This is a genomic window from Streptomyces sp. col6 (assembly GCF_008042035.1).
In the GTDB taxonomy this organism is placed as follows: Bacteria; Actinomycetota; Actinomycetes; order Streptomycetales; family Streptomycetaceae; genus Streptomyces.
On sequence record NZ_RDBL01000029.1, the window covers coordinates 63,843 to 83,534 of the forward strand.

Annotated in this window: 16 protein-coding genes and 1 tRNA gene; 2 read left to right on the top strand and 15 right to left on the bottom strand. The window is 72.1% G+C overall.

What is annotated here, in order from left to right; translation table 11 throughout:
* Window positions 1-197 precede the first annotated feature (197 nt).
* From EAO73_RS29550 to EAO73_RS29565, 4 genes are all read right to left on the bottom strand, one after another.
* Window positions 198-1,979: a DEAD/DEAH box helicase gene (locus EAO73_RS29550; protein ID WP_147974604.1), complete on the bottom strand. Its 1,782-nt coding sequence runs from the start codon at window positions 1,977-1,979 to the stop codon at window positions 198-200.
* 164 nt (window positions 1,980-2,143) lie between these two features.
* Entirely contained in the window at window positions 2,144-2,512 is a 369-nt protein-coding gene (locus EAO73_RS29555) for a type II toxin-antitoxin system death-on-curing family toxin (RefSeq protein WP_147974605.1), read from the bottom strand.
* On the bottom strand, window positions 2,512-2,709 hold the full coding sequence (locus EAO73_RS29560; RefSeq protein ID WP_147974606.1) for an Arc family DNA-binding protein: 198 nt from the start codon (window positions 2,707-2,709) through the stop codon (window positions 2,512-2,514). The genes EAO73_RS29555 and EAO73_RS29560 overlap by 1 nt, the downstream gene beginning before the upstream one ends.
* A 33-nt stretch (window positions 2,710-2,742) precedes the next feature.
* Entirely contained in the window at window positions 2,743-4,221 is a 1,479-nt protein-coding gene (locus EAO73_RS29565) for an MFS transporter (protein WP_147974607.1), read from the bottom strand.
* Between the two features lie 183 nt (window positions 4,222-4,404).
* On the opposite strand from EAO73_RS29565, the gene EAO73_RS29570 reads away from it, so the two are divergent.
* Window positions 4,405-4,479, top strand: a tRNA-Cys gene (locus tag EAO73_RS29570).
* A gap of 56 nt (window positions 4,480-4,535) precedes the next feature.
* Here EAO73_RS29570 and EAO73_RS29575 read toward each other — a convergent pair.
* From EAO73_RS29575 to EAO73_RS29615, 9 genes are all read right to left on the bottom strand, one after another.
* Window positions 4,536-6,872, bottom strand: coding sequence for a xanthine dehydrogenase family protein molybdopterin-binding subunit (locus tag EAO73_RS29575; protein ID WP_147974608.1), 2,337 nt, complete (start codon window positions 6,870-6,872; stop codon window positions 4,536-4,538).
* Window positions 6,869-8,389, bottom strand: coding sequence for a 2Fe-2S iron-sulfur cluster-binding protein (locus EAO73_RS29580; RefSeq protein ID WP_147974609.1), 1,521 nt, complete (start codon window positions 8,387-8,389; stop codon window positions 6,869-6,871). The genes EAO73_RS29575 and EAO73_RS29580 overlap by 4 nt, the downstream gene beginning before the upstream one ends.
* Complete coding sequence (locus tag EAO73_RS29585; protein WP_147974610.1) at window positions 8,386-9,282, bottom strand: FAD binding domain-containing protein; 897 nt, start codon at window positions 9,280-9,282, stop codon at window positions 8,386-8,388. The genes EAO73_RS29580 and EAO73_RS29585 overlap by 4 nt, the downstream gene beginning before the upstream one ends.
* A gap of 307 nt (window positions 9,283-9,589) precedes the next feature.
* Window positions 9,590-11,224 carry a beta-N-acetylhexosaminidase gene (locus tag EAO73_RS29590; protein WP_147974611.1) on the bottom strand — a complete coding sequence of 545 codons (1,635 nt, stop codon included), beginning with the start codon at window positions 11,222-11,224 and terminating at the stop codon, window positions 9,590-9,592.
* A gap of 4 nt (window positions 11,225-11,228) precedes the next feature.
* Window positions 11,229-12,077, bottom strand: coding sequence for a carbohydrate ABC transporter permease (locus EAO73_RS29595; RefSeq protein WP_191134280.1), 849 nt, complete (start codon window positions 12,075-12,077; stop codon window positions 11,229-11,231).
* Entirely contained in the window at window positions 12,074-13,033 is a 960-nt protein-coding gene (locus EAO73_RS29600) for a carbohydrate ABC transporter permease (RefSeq protein WP_147974612.1), read from the bottom strand. The genes EAO73_RS29595 and EAO73_RS29600 overlap by 4 nt, the downstream gene beginning before the upstream one ends.
* 2 nt (window positions 13,034-13,035) lie before the next feature.
* Window positions 13,036-14,340: an extracellular solute-binding protein gene (locus EAO73_RS29605; RefSeq protein WP_147974613.1), complete on the bottom strand. Its 1,305-nt coding sequence runs from the start codon at window positions 14,338-14,340 to the stop codon at window positions 13,036-13,038.
* A gap of 233 nt (window positions 14,341-14,573) precedes the next feature.
* A complete protein-coding gene (locus EAO73_RS29610; protein WP_026242631.1) occupies window positions 14,574-14,864 on the bottom strand; it encodes a DUF3039 domain-containing protein in 291 nt (96 codons plus the stop codon).
* A gap of 29 nt (window positions 14,865-14,893) precedes the next feature.
* Window positions 14,894-15,454, bottom strand: coding sequence for a YqgE/AlgH family protein (locus EAO73_RS29615; RefSeq protein ID WP_147974614.1), 561 nt, complete (start codon window positions 15,452-15,454; stop codon window positions 14,894-14,896).
* 276 nt (window positions 15,455-15,730) lie between these two features.
* Between EAO73_RS29615 and murA the strand changes: the two genes are divergently transcribed.
* Window positions 15,731-17,071: a UDP-N-acetylglucosamine 1-carboxyvinyltransferase gene (gene murA, locus EAO73_RS29620; RefSeq protein ID WP_018517901.1), complete on the top strand. Its 1,341-nt coding sequence runs from the start codon at window positions 15,731-15,733 to the stop codon at window positions 17,069-17,071.
* 138 nt (window positions 17,072-17,209) lie between these two features.
* Here the strand turns inward: murA and EAO73_RS29625 are convergent, their stop codons facing one another.
* Together EAO73_RS29625 and EAO73_RS29630 are read right to left on the bottom strand one after the other, a co-directional pair.
* Window positions 17,210-17,491, bottom strand: coding sequence for an HU family DNA-binding protein (locus tag EAO73_RS29625; RefSeq protein ID WP_003968811.1), 282 nt, complete (start codon window positions 17,489-17,491; stop codon window positions 17,210-17,212).
* Window positions 17,492-17,845: 354 nt separating this feature from the next.
* The gene (locus EAO73_RS29630) at window positions 17,846-19,279 is read right to left on the bottom strand and encodes an NAD-dependent malic enzyme (RefSeq protein WP_147974615.1); all 1,434 of its coding nucleotides are present in this window, start codon (window positions 19,277-19,279) and stop codon (window positions 17,846-17,848) included.
* Window positions 19,280-19,692 lie beyond the last annotated feature (413 nt).

The window sequence follows — 19,692 nt, forward strand, 5'->3', positions numbered from 1 at the left end:
CGGTCAGCGGCGCGCGGGCCGTTCGGGGCGCATCTACGCGCGTCCAAGTCGGCCGACTCGTCCGCGACGCTCCGTAGTCCGTAGGTGAACCACGGTTAACTCACCGTGAAAATTTTTTCGGCCGGTTCCCCGGTCGACGAAGCCCCGGGACCCTCGCGGCGAGGGTCCCGGGGCCCCGGGCGGTGCGGAGTTGGGGGTCACCGCATCCGGGTGGCCCACTCCTGGACCTTCTTGATCCGCTGCTCGATCTGACCGGCGGTGGCCTCCGCGCTCGGCGGCCCGCCGCACACCCGGCGCAGCTCGGTGTGGATGACGCCGTGCGGTTTGCCGCTCTGGTGGGTGTAGGCGGAGACCATCGTGTTCAGCTGCTTGCGCAGGCTCAGCAGCTGCTTGTGGGTGACGACCGGCCGGTCCTGGGCCGGCTTCTCCAGCAGGTCGGCCTCCGAGGCGGGCTTCTGCCTGCTGTGCGCGATCTGCCGGGTCTGCCGCTTCTGGAGCAGCAGTTGCACCTGGTCGGGTTCGAGGAGCCCGGGGATGCCGAGGTAGTCCTGCTCCTCCTCGCTGCCGGGGTGCGCCTGCATGCCGAACTCGGCGCCGTCGTACAGCACCCGGTCGAAGACCGCGTCGGACTCCAGCGCCTCGAAGGGCAGCTGCTCCTCGGTCTCCTCGTCCTCCAGCTTCTCGGCGTCGGCGAGGAGTTTGTCCTCCTCGGCGAACGGGTTCTCCTCGTCGCTGCCCCGCTTGGGCTTGTCGAGGACGTGGTCCCGCTCGACCTCCATCTCGTTGGCGAATTCGAGGAGCATCGGGATGGTCGGCACGAAGACGGACGCGGTCTCGCCGCGCCTGCGGGAACGCACGAAACGGCCGACGGCCTGGGCGAAGAACAGCGGGGTGGAGATGGTCGTCGCGTACACCCCGACGGCCAGGCGCGGCACGTCGACGCCCTCGGACACCATGCGGACCGCGACCATCCAGCGCGAGTCGTCCTCGCTGAACTTGTCGATCTTCTTCGACGCGGCCTTCTCGTCGGAGAGGACCACGGCGGGCGTCTCACCGGTGACCTTCTTCAGGATCTTGGCGTACGCGCGTGCCGACTCCTGGTCCGTGGCGATGACGAGCCCGCCGGCGTCCGGGATGCCCTTGCGGACCTCGGTGAGCCGCTTGTCGGCGGCGCTGAGCACATTGGGGATCCAGTCGCCGGTGGGCGCCAGGGCGGTGCGCCAGGCCTGCCCGATGGCGTCCTTGGTCATCGGCTCGCCGAGCCGGGCCGCGATCTCGTCGCCGGCCTTGGTTCGCCAGCGCATGTTGCCGCTGTAGCTGAGGAATATCACCGGTCGCACGACGCCGTCGGCCAGGGCGTTGCCGTAGCCGTAGGTGTAGTCGGCCGAGGAGCGGCGGATGCCGTCGTTGCCCTCCTCGTACACGACGAACGGGATCGGGTTGGTGTCCGACCGGAAGGGCGTACCGGTGAGCGCGAGCCGCCGGGTCGCCGGGTCGAACGCCTCCTGGCAGGCCTCGCCCCAGGACTTGGAGTCACCGGCGTGGTGGATCTCGTCGAGGATGACGAGGGTCTTGCGCTGCTCGCAGCGGTTGCGGTGCAGCATCGGGCGTACGCCGACGCCGGCGTAGGTGACGGCGACCCCGTGGTACTCCTTGCTCAGCGGACCGGCGCTGTAGTCGGGGTCGAGCTTGATCCCTATCCGGGCCGCCGCCTCGGCCCACTGCTTCTTCAGGTGCTCGGTGGGCGCGACGACGGTGACCTGCTGCACGACGTGGTGGTGCAGCAGCCAGGACGCGAGGGTCAGCGCGAAGGTGGTCTTCCCCGCGCCGGGGGTGGCGACCGCGAGGAAGTCGCGCGGCTGCTCCTGGATGTACTTCTCCATGGCGCCCTGCTGCCAGGCTCGCAGCTTGCCGGCCGTGCCCCAGGGGGCGCGGCCGGGGAAGGCGGGTGAGAGGTGGTGGGAGGCGGTAGTAGTCACGGTCTCCGGTTCGGGTCTCTCGGGTACGTGGGCGCTGTCCGCACGGGCCGGACCGGCTCCGCACGCGATACGACAACCGGGCCACCCTACCGGGGGGCGGGGTGGAACCCCGTACGAACCAGCCGTGGTCCGGGGCCTCTGAGACCCGCTTCACAGAGGGCTCGCTACTTGGCGAACCTGGGCAGCTGCTCCGAGATCTTGGGCATGTCCAGTGCCCCCTGACAGACGTCCAGCACGAACCGCTCGGCCTCATCCACATCGAAGCCGGCGTCCAGCGGGTGTCCGTTCATGTGCAGGAAAACCCAGGTCGCGTACCACGCGATGCGCTTGTTTCCATCGACGAGCGCACGGTTGCGGGCCAGCGACTCCATCAACGCGGCAGCCTTCTGCCAGACGTCCGGATAGGCGTCCTGACCGAACACGCTCGACTGCGGCCGGGCCAGCGCCGAGTCGAGCAGGCCGTAGTCACGCACCTCCGCCGCACCGAGGCGCTCCGCCAGGTTGAGCAGCTCGGGCATGGTCAGGTACTGCATCAGGCGAGCCTCCGGTTGAGCTCCTCGCTCGCCTTCAGCACATGCTCCGCCGCCTCGTTGAAGAGGCGTGAGTGTTCGTTCATGGCGGTGATCACCGCATCGTGGGCGAAGGACTGCATGCTCCGCCCCTCCGCCTCGGCGCGCGCCCGCAAGGCATCCAGCTCTTCTTCGGTGAACCGCAGATTCAAACCAGCCATGAAACGGACGGTACTACGCGGTACTACGCAGTACTACGCGTTCGCCCGCACCCGTCCCGCCACCCACGCCCCCGCCAGGGCCACCGCTGCCATCGGGAAGAAGACCACCGCGAAGGCGGCCGGGTGGGAGGTGGAGGCGGCTGTCTTCGCCGCCTCGTGGGCCGCGTCCAGCGCGCCGCCGCCGAGGGCCGCGAAGGCGGCGCCGCCCGCGGCCAGCAGGAGGACGTTGGACAGGCCGTCGGAGATCTGGAGGGCGGCCGAGTTGGCACCGGCCTCCTCGGGGGCGGACAGCTTCAGGAGCAGCACGCTGGTGGAGGCGATCACCACGCCCATGCCGAAGCAGCCGAACGCCCAGGCGACCGCCACGGTCCACACCGGCACGGAGGTGATCAGGACGGCCGGGGCCGCCGCGATGGAGAGGGCGACCAGGACCATGGCGCCGACCATCAGGGGCTCGCGGTGCTGTTCCAGGCGGGGCCGGGACTGCACGTAGGAGCCCAGGGCCCAGGTGCCGCCGCCGGCCGCCAGGGAGAGGCCCGCCAGCGTCGGGGACAGGCCGCGCTGGGTGACGAGCATCAGCGGGACGAACGATTCGGCCGCGATGAACGACCCGGCGGCCACCCCGCGCAGCAGCACCACCGCGGGCAGTCCGCGCGCCGCGCGCCCCGTGCCCGGGGGCAGCAGGCCCCGGACCGCCGGAACGAGCAGGGCGGCCCCGGCGGCGGCCGGCAGCAGGGCGAGCCAGTTCCGCTCCTGCCCGGCGTACTGGAGCAGCGCCGCGCCCAGCGAGATCGCCAGCGCGAGCAGGATGCGCCGGCGGTCGTACGCCTCGACGGGCGCCTCCGGGTCGGCGGGCCCGGACGCCATGCGCCGGATCTCGGGCAGCGCGAGCGCCAGCGGGAAGACCACCAGGACCGGGATGCCGATGAAGACCCAGCGCCAGCCCAGGTGCTCGGTCACGCTGCCGGCGGCCAGCGGCCCGACGACCGAGGGGATCACCCAGCTCGCGGCGAACGCGGCCAGGATCGACGGCCTCAGGTGCTCCGGGTAGGCGCGGCTGATCACCACGTACAACGCGACGATCACCAGCCCGCCGCCGAGTCCCTGCACGGCCCGCCCCGCGATGAACATCCACATGGAACCCGCGGTCCCCGACAGCAGCAGCCCCGCCCCGAAGGCGCTGATCCCGGCGGCCAGCGGTGCCAGCGGCCCGCGCCGGTCGGCCCACTGCCCGGACAGCACCATGGCGAAGAGGCTGGTGGTGAAGTACGCCGAGAACGCGAACGCGTACAGCGCGATGCCGTCCAGCTCACGCGCGGCGACCGGCATCGCGGTCCCCACGGCGGTGGCCTCGAACGCGATCAGGAACACCACGGAGACGATGCCGATGCTGAGCGCCCGGTGGGTCCGCCCGAGGATGCCCTCCGGCAGTACGGGCTCCACCGGAGCGGGGGCGTCGACGTCTTCGATGAGGCGCGGGACATCGGCGTCACGCGGTTCCAGGGCGGTCATGAGCCAAGGGTAAGGGGCATAACCCGAGATGAACCCTGTCGATGGTCGCCTCCGGGGTCGGCCCTTGGTCCTACGCCCGCCGCCACGATCGTGAACGGCGTATGGCAGTCGCGTTGCACGGCCCCCGGAACCCTTGAGCGCCCCCGCGCCCGGCCCTACGGTCGGTGGAGCGACACCACGCAGGACCGTGTGCCCGAGAGGCTCAGGGGCTCGACTGCAACTCGAGTTACACCGGTTCGAATCCGGTCACGGTCTCCACGCACCACCGCCCGCCCCTCGCTCCGAGGGGCGGGCGGTGTCGTGTGCGGGGTGCCTCAGCCCGTCGGCGCCGCGACCGCCGCCTGGGGCCGGATCGGGAGGCGGTTGACCGGGCGGCCGGTCGCCGCGCGGACCGCGGCGGCCACCGCGGCCGGGGAGGTCACGACCGGGACCGCCGAGGCCGGCTTCGCGCCGAACGGCGCCACCACGTCGCGCTCCTCGACGAGCTTGACGATGCGGATCTCCGGCGCGTCCAGCGAGGTCGGCAGGGCGTAGCCGGTGAGGTCCGGGTGGCGGACCAGGCCGCGGGCGGTGCGGAGGTTCTCGGTGAGGGCGGCGCCGATGCCCTGGGTGACGCCCGCCTCGATACGGGTCGCCAGCTGGGACGGGTTGAGGACGCGTCCGACGTCCTGGGCGACCGCCATCTCGACGACGCGGACCGAGCCCAGCTCGATGTCGACGTCCACCACGGCGCGGACCGCGCAGAACGCCATGCCCACGAAGGCGTCGCCCTGGCCGGACTCGTCCAGCGGTTCGGTGGGGTGCGGGCGGCACTGGGCGGTGGCCCACAGTTCCTTGCCGTCCAGCGCCTCCGACACGGTCGTGGAGAGCACCCCGTCGTACGAGGTGATCTTGCCGTCGGTGATCTGGAGCAGCTCCGTGGACATCCCGAACTTGTGCGCCAGCGGCTGGAGGAGCTGGGTGCGGACCATCTTCGCGGCGCGTTCGACGGCGCCGGCGGAGACCCAGGTGTGGCGGCCGTGGGTGGCCGGGCCGGCCGGGGGCTGGTCGGTGTCGACGGAGGCGACGTGCACCTCCTCGACGCCCAGGGTCTCCTGGACGACCTGGCGGGCCAGCGTGGAGAAACCCTGGCCGGTCTCGACGGCCGCGCAGATGACGGTGGCGACCGAGTCGTGGACCCGGACCGTGGCGGTGGACACCTCGTCGGCGCCCTCGGCTCCGAGCATGTGGACCATGCCCAGCGCGTAGCCGACACCGCGCCGCACCGCGCCCGGTTCGCCCGCGCCCTCGGGGCCGCCGGGCAGCAGCCAGTCGTCCTCCGGGCCGTCCTTGGGCAGTGAGGGCAGCGGGAAGTCCCGGACGGCGGTGAGCAGTTCGGCGACGGGCGCGGGGCAGGTCACGGTCTGGCCGGTGGGCAGGATGTCGCCGGTGGCCAGGACGTTGCGCATGCGCAGCTCGGCCGGGTCGATCCCGAGCTTCGCGGCCAGTTTGTCCATCTGGCCCTCGTAGGCGGCGCAGACCTGCATGGCGCCCTCGCCCCGGACATGGCCGGAGGGCGGGTTGTTCGTACGGACGGCCCAGCCCTCGATGAAGGCGTGCGGGACGACGTACGGACCGCAGGCGAAGGCGACCGCGGCGGCCAGCGACTCCGACGAGGAGTCCGCGTAGGCGCCCGCGTCCAGCAGGATCTGGGCCTCCACCTTGACCAGGCGGCCCTCCGCGTCCGCGTGGTGGCGGTAGCGCAGCAGGGACGGGTGGCGGTGGGCGTGGCCGAGGAAGGACTCCTCGCGGGTGGCGGCCAGCTTCACCGGGCAGCCGGTGCGCAGGGCGAGCAGGCCGAGCGGCAGCTGGAAGCCGGGGTCCTCACGGTCGCCGGTCGCGCCGGGCACGCCGGTGACGACGACCTTGACGCGCTCCGGTTCGAGGCCGAAGCAGGCGGCGGCCAGGTCGCGGTCGGTGTGCGGGTCGGTGGAGGCGGTGTACAGCTCGACGCCGCCGTCCGGCCTGGGCACCGCGAGACCGGCCTCGGCGCCGATCGGGGCCGGGTCCTGGCGGCCGATGCGGTACAGCCCCTCGACGACGACCTCGCCGGCCGCCTCCGGGTCGCCGTAGCGCAGCGGGATGTGGCGGACGAGGTTGCCGTCGGGGTGCAGCGGCTCGGCGGCGAACGCCTTCTCCGGGTCGGTGACCGCCTCCAGCACCTCGTACTCGACGGCGATGGCGGCGGCGGCCAGCCGGGCGGTGTCGGGGTGGTCGGCGGCGACGGCGGCGATCGGCTCGCCGTGGTGGCGGACCAGGCCGGAGGCGAAGACGGGGCGGTCGACGACCTTGCGGCCGTACATCGTCTCGCCGGGGACGTCCTCGTGGGTGACGACCGCGCGTACGCCGGGCATCTCGGCGGCGGCCGAGGTGTCGACGGACACGATCCGGGCGTGCGCGTGCGGGGAGCGCAGGACGGCCGCCCAGAGCAGGCCCTCGGCCCACAGGTCGGCGGCGTACGGGAAGGTGCCCTCGGTCTTGGCGCGGGCGTCGGCCGGCGGCAGCGAGGCGCCGATGCCGAGCCGCGGCTGCTCGGCCTCGGGTCCGCCCGGACCGGCCGGCGACGGGATGCTGATCGCCGTGTGGGTGGCGCCGGCCGCGTCGTTGCTCACGCCATGCCTCCGTCCTGCTGGTGGGGCTGCACACTACCGGCGCCCGGGGCCGCCTGATGCGGGATGCGGGCCTCGTCCGGCTCGCCGGACGAGGGCGTCTCGGCCGCGGCGTCGGCGGCGGCCTCGCGGCCCGCGATGACCTCGTTGACGGCGTCCAGGACGCCCCGGTAGCCGGAGCAGCGGCAGAGGTTGCCGCACAGCGCCCGGCGGGTCTCCAGCTCGCTGGGGCGGTGGTTGCCCTCCAGCAGGTCGTGGACGGTCATCGCCATGCCGGGGATGCAGAAACCGCACTGGACGGCGCCGCACTCCGCCAGCGCCCGCTGCACGTCGGAGGGTTCGCCGTCGACGGCCAGGCCCTCCACCGTGCGGACCTCGCTGCCGGCGGTCGTGGCGGCGGGGACCAGGCAGGAGGCGACGAGCCGGCCGTCCACCTGGACGTTGCACGCCCCGCACTCGCCCTGCGAGCAGCCGTCCTTGGCACCGGCGAGACCGAGGCGCTCGCGCAGCACGTAGAGCAGGGACTCGCCGATCCAGGCGTCGGTGACGGGCCGGTCCACGCCGTTGACGTGGAGGGTGTACGAGGTGGCGGGGTGCTCGCTGGGCCGCGGGGGCCCCTCCGGGGCCGCGTCGTCGGGGGCCTCGTCGGGCCGGGCGTCCTGTGCCCCGGGCGCCTCCGCGTCCGGCACCGCGTCCCCGGCGGGCTCGGCGGCGGGTGCCTCCGCGTCAGGGGCCGACGCGTCGGGCGCGTCCGCGTCGGCGCGGGAAGCGGGCTGCTCGCCGTCGGCGGGGGCCGCCTCGGGAGCGCTCTCGGCGGCGACGTCCTCCGGCGCCTCCGCGTCCGCGACCGCCTCCGCGGCCTCCTCGGGAGCCGGGTCCGGCACCGCCCAGGGTGCCGGGTCACCGGCGGGCGTCCCCGGCTCGGCGGCGGACTCCGCGCCCGGGTCCGGCTCTCCGGTCGCGGCCGGGTCCGGCTCTCCGGTCGCGGCCGGGTCCGGCACCGCCCACGGGGCGGGGGCGCCGCCCGGGAGCGTGGCCGGGCGGTCCGCGTACCAGTCGGCGGCGGGCGGCGGGGTGTACAGCTCGCCGGAGTCGTCCGAGAGCGGGGCGGCCGGGGCGGGCCAGGACGAGGTGTCCACCGCCCACTGACCCGTGGCGGCCGGGTCCGTACCGTGCGGCTCCTGGTACTGGCCGGTGGGCTGGTCCTCGGGGTGCGGGTAGCCGTAGCCGGACTGCTGGTTCGGGTCGGGCCAGTGCACCGCGTCGGGCTCGGGCTGCCCGGTCTGCTGTTCCGGCGTCTGGACGACCCAGTTGCCGGTGGCCGCCGGGTCGAGGCCGGCCGCCGGGGTCAGCGGCAGGATCATCGGCGGGGTGTAGCCGTGGCCGGGCGCGGCCAGCGGGATGTCCGCCAGGTCCTCCGGCGGCAGGTGGACGAAGGCGGTCGCCTCGCCGTCGTAGTCGCCGCCCTGCGGGGTCGGCTGCCAGCCGCCGTGCTGTTCGGCGGGGTTCTCCTTGCTCACGACAGTGCCCTCCCCAGCGCGCGTCGGGCCAGCGCGGCGACGGTGCGCCGCAGATGCAGTACGGCGGGGGGCAGCGGTGGCGCCTCTCCCCCGTCCGCGGGTGGTTCCGGGTCCGGGATGCAGGCGGCGGCGACGTACTCGCCGAAGGCGGCCAGCGCGTCGGGCGCGAGGCCGCGCGCTCCGTCCCAGTCGATCAGCGAGGCGATCCAGCGCTCGGCGTCCAGCGGGCGCAGCGGCATCGGCGCGATGGCGCCGACCGCGCAGCGCACCCCGCGCCTGGCGGGGTCGAGGACGATCGCGACGGAGGCGGTGGCGCGGCCGGGTCCGGTGCGGCCGGTGGCCTTGAGGAAGACCTGCGGGGCGTGCAGCAGCGGGACGCGGACGAAGCCGATCAGCTCGGCGGGCTCCAGCATCTCGCGGCCGGCCAGCAGATGGGAGACGGGGATCTCGCGGCGGGCGCCACCGGGGCCCGCGATGACGAGTTCGGCCTCCAGCGCGGCGAGCACCGGCAGCGCGTCGCCGGTCGGGGCGGCGGACGCGATGTTGCCGCCGAGCGTGCCGGCGTTGCGGATCTGCGGGGGGCCCGCGGCGCGGGCGGAGGCGGCGAGTGCGGGGATGAGGGCGGCGAAGTCGGGCCGCCCCATGCGGGCGTGGGTCAGGCCGGCGCCCAGCAGGGCGTGACCGTCCTGGTAGTGCCAGCCGCGCAGCTCGCTGATCCGGCCGAGTCCGACCAGGCCGGAGGGGCGCAGGAGCCCCTTGTTGACGGCCGACATCAGGTCCGTGCCGCCTGCCACGGGGACGGCGGCCGGCATGGCGCCGAGTGCCGCCACCGCCTCGTCCAGCGAGGCAGGCAGCGTCACGGACTGCGTCGCCTGCGGTGCGTGCGTGGTCAACCCAGCTGCCCCTTCCCGGTGTCCCGGCGCTCCCGCCTGTTTCGCCGTACGGTACGTGCTCGAAGCCCGGACGTGGCAACTCTGGCACATCTTCGGACCGGCCCGACGCGCAGGTCCGCGAAGGGAGTATCCGTCCCCCGTCAGGGTAATGGTCCCGATTTCAGGGCGGTTCGGCGGTGCGCACCCTTTGCCGTTCTTCCCCATGTCCGTACGGCTTTCTCCATCGCGCGGGCGGCGCTCGGCGGAAACGGCGCCGCCACCACGGTCGCAGGGACCGCGGTGGCGGGAGAGCGGGTCGCGGCCGGGCTCACACGTTCGGGGGTGCTCCCTCGATCGGGCGTCCGAGGACGCCGGGGCGCTGCTGCCAGGGCAGCGGTCCGGACGGCGGCCGGTAGCCGACCCCGAGTGCGTCGAGGCGGGCGTAATGGGTGGTCATGCGGTGCTCGAAGGCGGCGAAGTCCCGCTCGTCCGGGGCGGGCAGGGCCGACCAGGCGACCTCCGCGAAGGCGGCCAGGCGCGGGAAGACCTGGTAGTCGACGCGCGAGCGGTTCTGCATGACCTCGGTCCACACGTTGGCCTGGGCGCCGAGGACGTGCTCGGCCGCCTCCTCGCTCAGCGTCGGCGGAACGGGTTCGAAGCGGTAGACGTCCTCCAGGGTACGCACGTAGCCGATGGGCATCGGCTCGTCGGGGCCGCCGTGCTGACGGTGGTCCAGATACACCTGCTGCTCCGGGCACATGACGACGTCGTGCCCGGCCTCGGCGGCCGCGATGCCGCCCGCGTAACCGCGCCAGGAGGAGACGGCGGCGCCGGGCGCGAGGCCGCCCTCCAGGATCTCGTCCCAGCCGATGAGGCGGCGGCCGCGCGCGGTGAGCCAGGTGTCGAAGTGGCGGATGAACCAGGACTGCAGCTCGTCCTCGTCGGCCAGGCCCAGTTCCTTGATGCGGGCCTGCGCGGTGGGCGACTGCTTCCACTGGTCCTTGGGGCACTCGTCGCCGCCGACGTGGATGAACGGCGAGGTCTCCGGCGGGAAGAGTGCGAGCAGTTCCTCGAAGACGCCCTCGTAGAACCGCAGGACGTGGTCGGTGGGGGCCAGGACGTTCGGTGTGACGCCCCAGTTGTCCCACACGCCGAGGGCCGAGGTGTCGACGACGTCGGTGTTGCCCAGCTCCGGGTAGGCGCTGATGGCGGCCTGCGAGTGGCCCGGGATGTCGATCTCGGGGACGACCCGGATGTGCCGGGCGGCGGCGTAGGCGACGATCTCGCGGATGTCGTCCTGGGTGTAGTAACCGCCGTGCGGGGTCTCGTCCCAGAGCTCGGAGGCCCGGTGTCCGTACTTGGTGCGTGGGCGCCAGGCGCCAACCTCGGTGAGGCGCGGGTACCGCTTGATCTCGACGCGCCAGCCCTGGTCGTCGCTGAGGTGGAAGTGGAAGACGTTCAGCTTGTGCGCGGCGATCAGGTCGAGGTAGCGCAGGACGTCGTCCTTGGGCATGAAGTGCCGTGCCACGTCGAGCATCAGACCGCGCCAGCCGAAACGGGGCGCGTCCTCGATGTCGACGGGCCCGAAGCCGTGCGCACCGGCCTCGCCCACGGGCGCCCGGCGGAACGCCCCGGGGCCGAGCAGCTGGCGCAGGGTCTGGGCGCCCCGGAACACCCCGGCGGGGCTGCCGCCGGTGAGGACGACGCCCCCGTCGGGCCGGGTGGTCAGCCGGTAGCCCTCGGGGGCCAGGGAGCCGTCGGTGCGCAGCACGAGGGCGCCCGGGGCGTCCTCGGGGCCGGGGGCGAGGGACAGGCCGAAGGCGGCGCCGAGGGTGACGCGCAGCCAGCGTTCGGTGGTCCCGGTGCCGGGGGCGGCCGCGAGGGTGGTGGACGGATCGAGGACGAATCCGCGGCCCTCCCGGCCGTCGGCGCGCAGGGGCGCCGGGATCAGTTCCAGGTCCATGACGTCAGTCCTTAACCGCTCCGCCGAGTCCGGAGACCAGGCGTCGCTGTACGAGTACGAAGAAGACCAGCACGGGCACGGTCATCACCGTCGAGGCTGCCATGATCCCGCCCCAGTCGTTCTCGTCGGGTTTGAAGAAGACCAGCAGCGCCATCGGGAGCGTCGACTGGGAGGTGTCGCTGATGATGAACGACTTCGCGAAGAGGAAGTCGTTCCAGGTGGAGATGAACGAGAAGACGCTGGTGGCCACGAGGCCGGGGAGGACCAGCGGGAAGAGGATCTGCCACAGGAAACGGGTGCGGCTCGCCCCGTCGATGTACGCGGCCTCCTCCAGGGCCTCCGGCACGGCCCGTACGAAGCCGCGCAGCATCCAGATCGCGAAGGGCAGCGAGAAGGCCAGGTGCGGCAGGATCAGCGAGCCGAGCGTGTTCAGCTGGCCGAAGTCCCGCATCAGGAAGAACAGCGGGATCGTCAGCGCCTCGACCGGCACCATCTGCGCCACCAGGAACATGATCAGCAGCGTCGTGCGGAAGCGGAACCGGAACCGGGTGACCGCCGTGGCAGCCAGGAACGCGATGAGCGCGGAGGCGACGACGACCGTCCCGGCGACGAGCAGGCTGTTGAGGAAGTAGCGCCCGAAGTCCTGCTGCTGGAAGACCCGCCGGAAGGAGTCCAGGGACGGCGCGAGGGTCCAGGGCCTGGGGTGCGTGGACTGGATCTCGCCCGACGGCTTGAGGGCGGAGAGCACCATCCAGTACAGCGGGAAGGCGACGGCGGCGGCGATGACCAGGGCGGCCGCCTCGGCGGCGAGCCGGCCGGGCCGGCGGACGAGGGAGCGGACGGACAGGCTCACAGTTCCTCCCCCTGGCGCCGTACGAGGCGCAGGTAGACGAGCGTGACGGCGAGCAGGATGAGCAGCATCACGACGCCGATCGCCGAGCCGAGGCTGTACTGCGAGGACGCGAACGCCTTCTGGTACGCGTACACGTTGAGCACCAGGTTCTGCCCGGCGATCCCGCCGCCGTTGGTCATGACGTAGATCTGGGTGAACACCTTGAAGTCCCAGATGACCGACTGGATGGTGACGACGGTGAGGATCGGCCGCAGCATCGGGGCCGTGACCGACCGCCAGATCCGCCACTGCGAGGCGCCGTCCAGCGCCGCCGCCTCCAGTACCTCGGTGGGGATGGCCCGGATGCCCGCGTAGACGGTCACCATCACGAACGGGAAGGAGCACCACAGGACTTCGAGGAGCACCAGCGCGAAGGCGCTGTAGCGCCCGTACGTCCACGAGTGGTCGCCGAGCCCCAGGATCCGGTTGACCGGTCCGAAGTCGGCGTCGAAGAGGAAGACCCAGACCGTGGACCCGGTGATCGCGGGCGTCGCCCACGCGCCGAGCGCGGCCAGCATCAGGGCGAGCCGGGGCACGGCCCGTATGCGGGTCAGCAGGACGGCGAGCGCGCAGCCGACGAGCAGGGTGGCCAGCACGCAGGCGGCGGCGAAGACCACGGTGGCGGCGAGCACCTGCCAGAACTGGCTGTCGCCGAAGAGGGTGCTGTAGTTGCCGAACCCCTGGAAGGTGGCCGGTTCGCCGCCGCTCACCTGGGCCTGGGTGTACTCCAGGAAGGAGATCAGGCCGAGCTGGTAGATCGGGTAGACCAGCAGCCCGCCGAGCAGGACGAGCGCGGGCAGGAGGTAGAGCCAGGGCGTCCAGCCCGGCCGCCGTGCCGGTGAGACCGGGCGGCGGCGCGGGCGGGTCGCGGGCGCGGGTGTGGGGCGTGCTTTGTACGCCGTGCTGTTCGCGGTCATCGTCAGCCCGCGTCGGCGAACGCCGCGTCCATCTTCTTCGCGGCGTCGTCCGAGGCCTGCGCCACGTCCTTACGGCCGCTGACGATCTCCTGGAACATCGTGGGCAGGATCAGCGAGGAGTCGATCTGCCCCCAGGCCGGGGACGCGGGGACGAACTTGGCACCGGCGCCGAGCGTCTTGACGAAGGGTTCGACGAACGGCTCGCGCTTCGCCGCGTCGGCCCGTACGTCGGTGTAGGTCGGCAGGAAGCCCATCGCGTCGAACATCCGTGCCTGGGAGGCCTTGCCGGTCAGCTCCTTCATCAGGTCGACGGCGAGGGTGCGGTGCTTGCTGCTCTTCAGCACCCCGATGTTGTTGCCGCCCGCGAACGCGGGGGCTATGGACCCCTCGGTGACGCCGGGCAGCGGCACGACCGCGTACTTGCCCTTGACGCTGCCGTCCTCGACGGCGGTGTGGCTGAAGTCGCCGCCGATGGCCATGGCGGCCTTGCCGGAGGCGAAGGCGGTGACGGTGGCGTTGCCGCCCATGGCCGCGCACTTGGCGGGCGGGCAGTTGGTGGCGCCGAACAGCGAGGTGTAGGCCTCGATGCCCTTGCGGGCCTTGGCGCTGTTGATGGCCGCCTTGTACGAGGACCCGTCCTGGCCGGCCAGTTCGCCGCCGTTGGCCCAGATGAAGGGCATCGCGCCGTAGGTGTAGGCGCCGCCGACCGCGAGCCCGTACAGGTCCGGCTTCTTCTTGTGGATCTTCCTGGCCGTCGAGATCAGTTCGGCCTGGGACTTGGGCGGCTGGATGCCCAGGTCCGCGAAGACGTCGGTGCGGTAGTAGAGCGCGCGTACGCCGACGAAGAGCGGGGCGCCGTAGACCTTGCCGTCGACCGTCACGGACTGCTTGGCGGCCGGGTCGGTGTCCTTGGCGTCCGCCCAGGCGCCGAACTCGGAGGTGATGTCGGCGAGTCCGCCGTCCTTCACGTATCCGGCGGTGTCGGTGTTGCCGTACTCGATGAGGTCGGGGGCGCTCTTCGGGTCGTTGAAGGCGGCCTTGACGCGCTGGGCGCGGGTCTCGACCGGGATGTACTCGATCTCGACCTTCGCGTCCTTGTGCGCCTTCCTGAACGCGGCGACCGCGGTGTTGACGACCTTCTCCTTGGGCTTGTTGCCGACCTCCTGGAACAGCCAGACCCGCAGGGTGCCGGTCTTCTCGTCCCCCTTGGCTCCGGTGTCGGAGGTCTGCGGCGCGCAGGCGGTGGCCGTGAGGCCCGCCAGGACGAGCGCCGCGGCCGGCGCGGCGATTCGGGCAGAAAGCTTCATCCGGGAACCCCTACCGGTAGGCGTTGCAGCATGCGCAACGCGCGTTTCGTTCTGCACAACAGGCAGGAGATTAGGTGGGGTCCGGGACGGCGACAAGTGGTCTGCACCACGTCTGCACCACTCTGTGACCTGGCGGAGCAGCCCGTGCAACGGCACGCGAAAAACCCCCGGGGCACGCGGACGCGTGCCCCGGGGGTCTCCCGGGCCTCAGCTGTGGGTGGTACCGGGCGCCGTTACTTCTTGTCCTTGCCGCCCTTGTCCTTGTCGCCGCCGCCGGCGCCCATGGACTCGTAGATCTCCTTGCACATCGGACAGACCGGGTACTTCTTGGGGTCGCGCCCCGGTACCCAGACCTTGCCGCACAGTGCGACCACGGGGGTGCCCTCCAGGGCACTCGCCATGATCTTGTCCTTCTGGACGTAATGGGCGTAGCGCTCGTGGTCGCCGTCGCCGTTCGACACCTGCGGCGTCGGCTCCACGAGGGTTCCGGTACCTGCCCCGCGCTCGGGCTCAAGAGTGCTCATAACCGCCAAGCGTACTGAAAGACGGGACATCAGTTCAGCGAAGGGTCGTCCGGATACGTGGCGATCATGGCCAGTTCGCTGCGCTGCCGGCGCAGGACCGCACGCCACAGGCCCTCCGGGCGGGGCGAGGACACGTCCCCGGGTTCCGATTCCACGACGTACCAGGCACCTTCGGACAGCTCCCGCTCCAGCTGCCCCGGGCCCCAGCCCGCGTACCCCGCGAAGATCCGCAGCGAGCCGACGGCCGCCGCGAGCAGCTCGGGCGGCGCCTCCAGGTCCACCAGGCCGATCGCCCCGTACACCCGCCGCCAGCCCAGGGGGCCGTCGCCGCCCGGGATCACCGCGACACCGAGCGCCGAGTCCAGCGAGACGGGCCCGCCCTGGAAGACGACCTCCGGCTCACCGGTCAGCCCGGCCCAGGTCGCCAGGATGTCCACGACGCCCACCGGGGTCGGGCGGTTGAGGACCACGCCGAGGGAGCCCTCCTCGTCGTGGTCGAGGAGCAGCACCACCGCGCGGTCGAAGTTCGGGTCCGCCAGGGCGGGTGCGGCCACGAGCAGCCGCCCTGTGAGCGAGGACACCTCGGTCATGGCAGAAATGATCCCGCATCTTCGGCCGCCACGGGGGTCAAGTGACGTGGTCGTCGCGCTCGGTGCCCGAGCGCAGCTCAGGGCGCACGGGTGCATGAGGAGCGCACGGCCCGGCCGCCCATCCGGGCGGTGACCCTCCGCGAGGCCCGCGCAGCGGAGCGTGGCGAGCGCGGATCCAGGACGTCCGGATACCGCCCGCTCCCTTACGGAAGGGGGGTGCGGGGCCATTACCCTTTCGTTTGGCCCCCTGCCCGACCACTCCGGAACGCGAGATTCATGACCGGCACAGACGATGTCCTGCTTGTCCACGGCGGAACCCCGCTGGAGGGCGAGATCCGCGTCCGAGGCGCCAAGAACCTGGTGCCCAAGGCGATGGTCGCCGCGCTGCTCGGCAGCGGGCCCAGCCGGCTGCGCAACGTGCCCGACATCCGTGACGTGCGGGTCGTGCGCGGGCTGCTCCAGCTGCACGGTGTGACGGTCCGTCCCGGTGACGAACCGGGCGAGCTGGTCCTCGACCCCACCCACGTCGAGAGCGCCAACGTCGCCGACATCGATGCCCACGCCGGCTCCTCGCGCATCCCGATCCTGTTCTGCGGCCCGCTGCTGCACCGGCTGGGCCACGCCTTCATCCCCGGCCTCGGCGGCTGCGACATCGGCGGCCGGCCGATCGACTTCCACTTCGACGTGCTGCGCCAGTTCGGCGCGACGATCGAGAAGCGGGCGGACGGGCAGTACCTGGAGGCCCCGCAGCGGCTGCGCGGCACCAAGATCCGGCTGCCGTACCCGTCGGTGGGCTCCACCGAGCAGGTGCTGCTGACCGCGGTGCTCGCCGAGGGCGTCACGGAGCTGTCCAACGCGGCCGTGGAGCCGGAGATCGAGGACCTGATCTGCGTCCTGCAGAAAATGGGCGCGATCATCTCGATGGACACCGACCGGACCATCCGGATCACCGGTGTCGACCGCCTCGACGGTTACACCCACCGGGCCCTCCCGGACCGCCTGGAGGCCGCCTCCTGGGCGTCCGCCGCGCTGGCCACCGAGGGCAACATCTACGTCCGGGGCGCCCAGCAGCGCTCGATGATGACGTTCCTGAACACCTACCGCAAGGTCGGCGGCGCGTTCGAGATCGACGACGAGGGCATCCGCTTCTGGCACCCGGGCGGCGCGCTCAACGCCATCGCGCTGGAGACGGACGTGCACCCCGGCTTCCAGACGGACTGGCAGCAGCCGCTGGTGGTCGCGCTGACGCAGGCCGCGGGCCTCTCCATCGTCCACGAGACGGTGTACGAGTCCCGGCTCGGCTTCACCTCCGCGCTCAACCAGATGGGCGCGCACATCCAGCTGTACCGCGAGTGCCTGGGCGGCTCGGACTGCCGCTTCGGCCAGCGCAACTTCCTGCACTCCGCGGTCGTCTCCGGCCCGACGAAGCTCCAGGGCGCCGACCTGGTCATTCCGGACCTGCGCGGCGGCTTCTCGTACCTGATCGCCGCGCTCGCGGCCCAGGGCACCTCCCGGGTGCACGGCATCGACCTGATCAACCGGGGCTACGAGAACTTCATGGACAAGCTGGAGAAGCTCGGCGCGAAGGTGGAGCTGCCGGGCGGCTCCCTGGTCTGACCGGCGGCGTCCCGGGCCCCCTGGGGTTCCGGGACGCTCCGGAGACCGCCACACGGCCCGCAGAGGGCCCCTGGCGGGCCGAATGCCGAAGGGCGGCCACCCTGGTCGGGTGACCGCCCTTCGTCGTGCCCAGGGGTCTTACTTGCCCTTGGCGGCTTCCTTGAGCTTGGAGCCCGCGGAGACCTTCACGCTGTAGCCGGCCGGGATGTTGATCGGGTCGCCGGTCTGCGGGTTACGAGCGGTGCGAGCGGCACGGTGGGTGCGCTCGAAGGTCAGGAAACCGGGAATGGTGACCTTCTCGTCGCCCTTGGCGACGATCTCACCGACGGTCTCGGCGAGAGCGGCCAGCACGGCGTCGGCGTCCTTGCGGGTCACCTCGGCACGGTCGGCCAGGGCGGCCACCAGCTCACTGCGGTTCATGTTGTTACTCCCGTGTTCTTCTTGCCTGTGAGGCGTGAGATCGAAGCCGATGCTGCCAGGACCCTCGGACAGTGCCCGTACCCGGGTCTGCCCTTGAGAGGGTCCGGTAGACCTCGCGCCCTGTGGGGTCTCCCCTGGACGTAGTCCTTGAGGAAGCATCCTGCCCCCACCTGCGGCGGTAAAGCCAATCCGGCACCCTCCCGGAGCCGCACGAAAGGCACCACTGCCTCGTCGTGGTGACGTCCCGTCGACTCCCCCGGAGCGGTCCGCAGCGGGTGCGGGGCTCCGCGGGACGCGTCGCCCGCCCACCCTAAAGGGGCGTTTGGGGCGCCGCGACCCGCGACGCGCCGTACGTCAGGCGGACGTGGGACCCGTCACAGCGGCCCCGGCGGCGCGCGCGGCGTCCCGGACGGCCCCGGCGACGGCCCCGGCGACCTTGTCGTTGAAGACCGACGGGATGATGTAGTTCGCGTTCACCTCGTCCTCGGCGACCACGTCGGCCAGGGCGCGGGCGGCGGCGAGCATCATCTCCGTGTTGACGGTGCGCGACTGGGCGTCGAGCAGGCCGCGGAAGACACCCGGGAAGACCAGCACGTTGTTGATCTGGTTCGGGAAGTCCGAGCGTCCGGTGGCGACGACCGCGGCGGTGCGGCGGGCGATCGCCGGGTCCACCTCGGGGTCCGGATTCGCGAGCGCGAACACGATCGCGCCCTCCGCCATGGCCGCCACGTCGTCCCCGTCGAGCACGTTGGGGGCGGAGACGCCGATGAAGACGTCGGCGCCGGCCACGGCCTCCTTGAGGGTGCCGGTGATGTTCTCCGGGTTGGTGTTGTCCGCGATCCAGCACAGCGGCGAGTCCGGGTCGGCCGAGCGCAGGTCCTCGCGGCCGGAGTGCACGACACCGTGGATGTCGGCGACGACGGCGTGCTTGACGCCGGCGGCGATGAGGAGCTTCAGGATGGCCGTACCGGCCGCGCCGGCGCCGGACATGACGACCCGTACGTCCCCGATGGCCTTGCCCACCACGCGCAGCGCGTTGGTCAGCGAGGCGAGGACGACGATGGCCGTGCCGTGCTGGTCGTCGTGGAAGACGGGGATGTCCAGGGCCTCGCGCAGCCGGGCCTCGATCTCGAAGCAGCGCGGCGCCGAGATGTCCTCCAGGTTGATCCCGGCGAAGCCGGGGGCGATGGCCTTGACGATCTCGACGATGGCGTCGGTGTCCTGGGTGTCCAGGCAGATCGGCCAGGCGTCGATGCCGGCGAAGCGCTTGAAGAGGGCCGCCTTGCCCTCCATGACGGGCAGCGCGGCCTTGGGGCCGATGTTGCCGAGGCCGAGCACCGCGGAGCCGTCCGTCACGACTGCGACGGAGTTGCGCTTGATGGTGAGGCGGCGGGCGTCCTCGGGATTCTCGGCGATCGCCATGCAGACGCGGGCGACCCCGGGGGTGTAGATCATCGAGAGGTCGTCACGGTTGCGGATGGGGTGCTTGGACGCCATCTCGATCTTGCCGCCGAGGTGCATGAGGAACGTACGGTCGGAGACCTTGCCGAGCACGACGCCGTCGATGCCGCGCAGCCCCTCGACGATCTCGTCGGCGTGCGCGGTGGAGGAGGCGGCGATCGTGACGTCGATCCGCAGCTTCTCGTGGCCGGAAGCGGTCACGTCGAGGCCGGTGACCGAACCGCCGGAGGACTCCACGGCCGTGGTGAGCTGGGAGACCGCGGTGCCGCTCGCGGGCACCTCCAGCCTGACCGTCATCGAGTACGAGACGCTGGGCGCCGTTGCCATGGCCGAGTCCTTCGCTTTCCTTGGGGCCGGCCGTCACGCGGGGGGTGGCGGCCGGCCCTAGCTTCATTGCTACGCGTGTCCGAAGCCGAGCAGGCCCCGCAGCGGACACGCCTTCCGATATTCGCACCTACCGACGAGTAGTCGTTAATGACTGTCGCAGCGCGGAAACTTTTTTCCACCATACGAGAGAGAGGGGCGCAGCGGAACCCCGCCGGCCGTCCGGGAACGCGAAGAGGCCCGCGCCACCAGGGGGTGACGCGGGCCTCCTCTTCAGTTCACGACACCGGCCCGCCATGCTCGCCTCGCGGCAAGATCGAGATGGCGTCCAAGCACCCCATCCGCAACCGTGACGACCTCTCGATGATCTACACCCCCGGGGTCGCCCGCGTCTGCATGGCGATCGCCGAGAATCC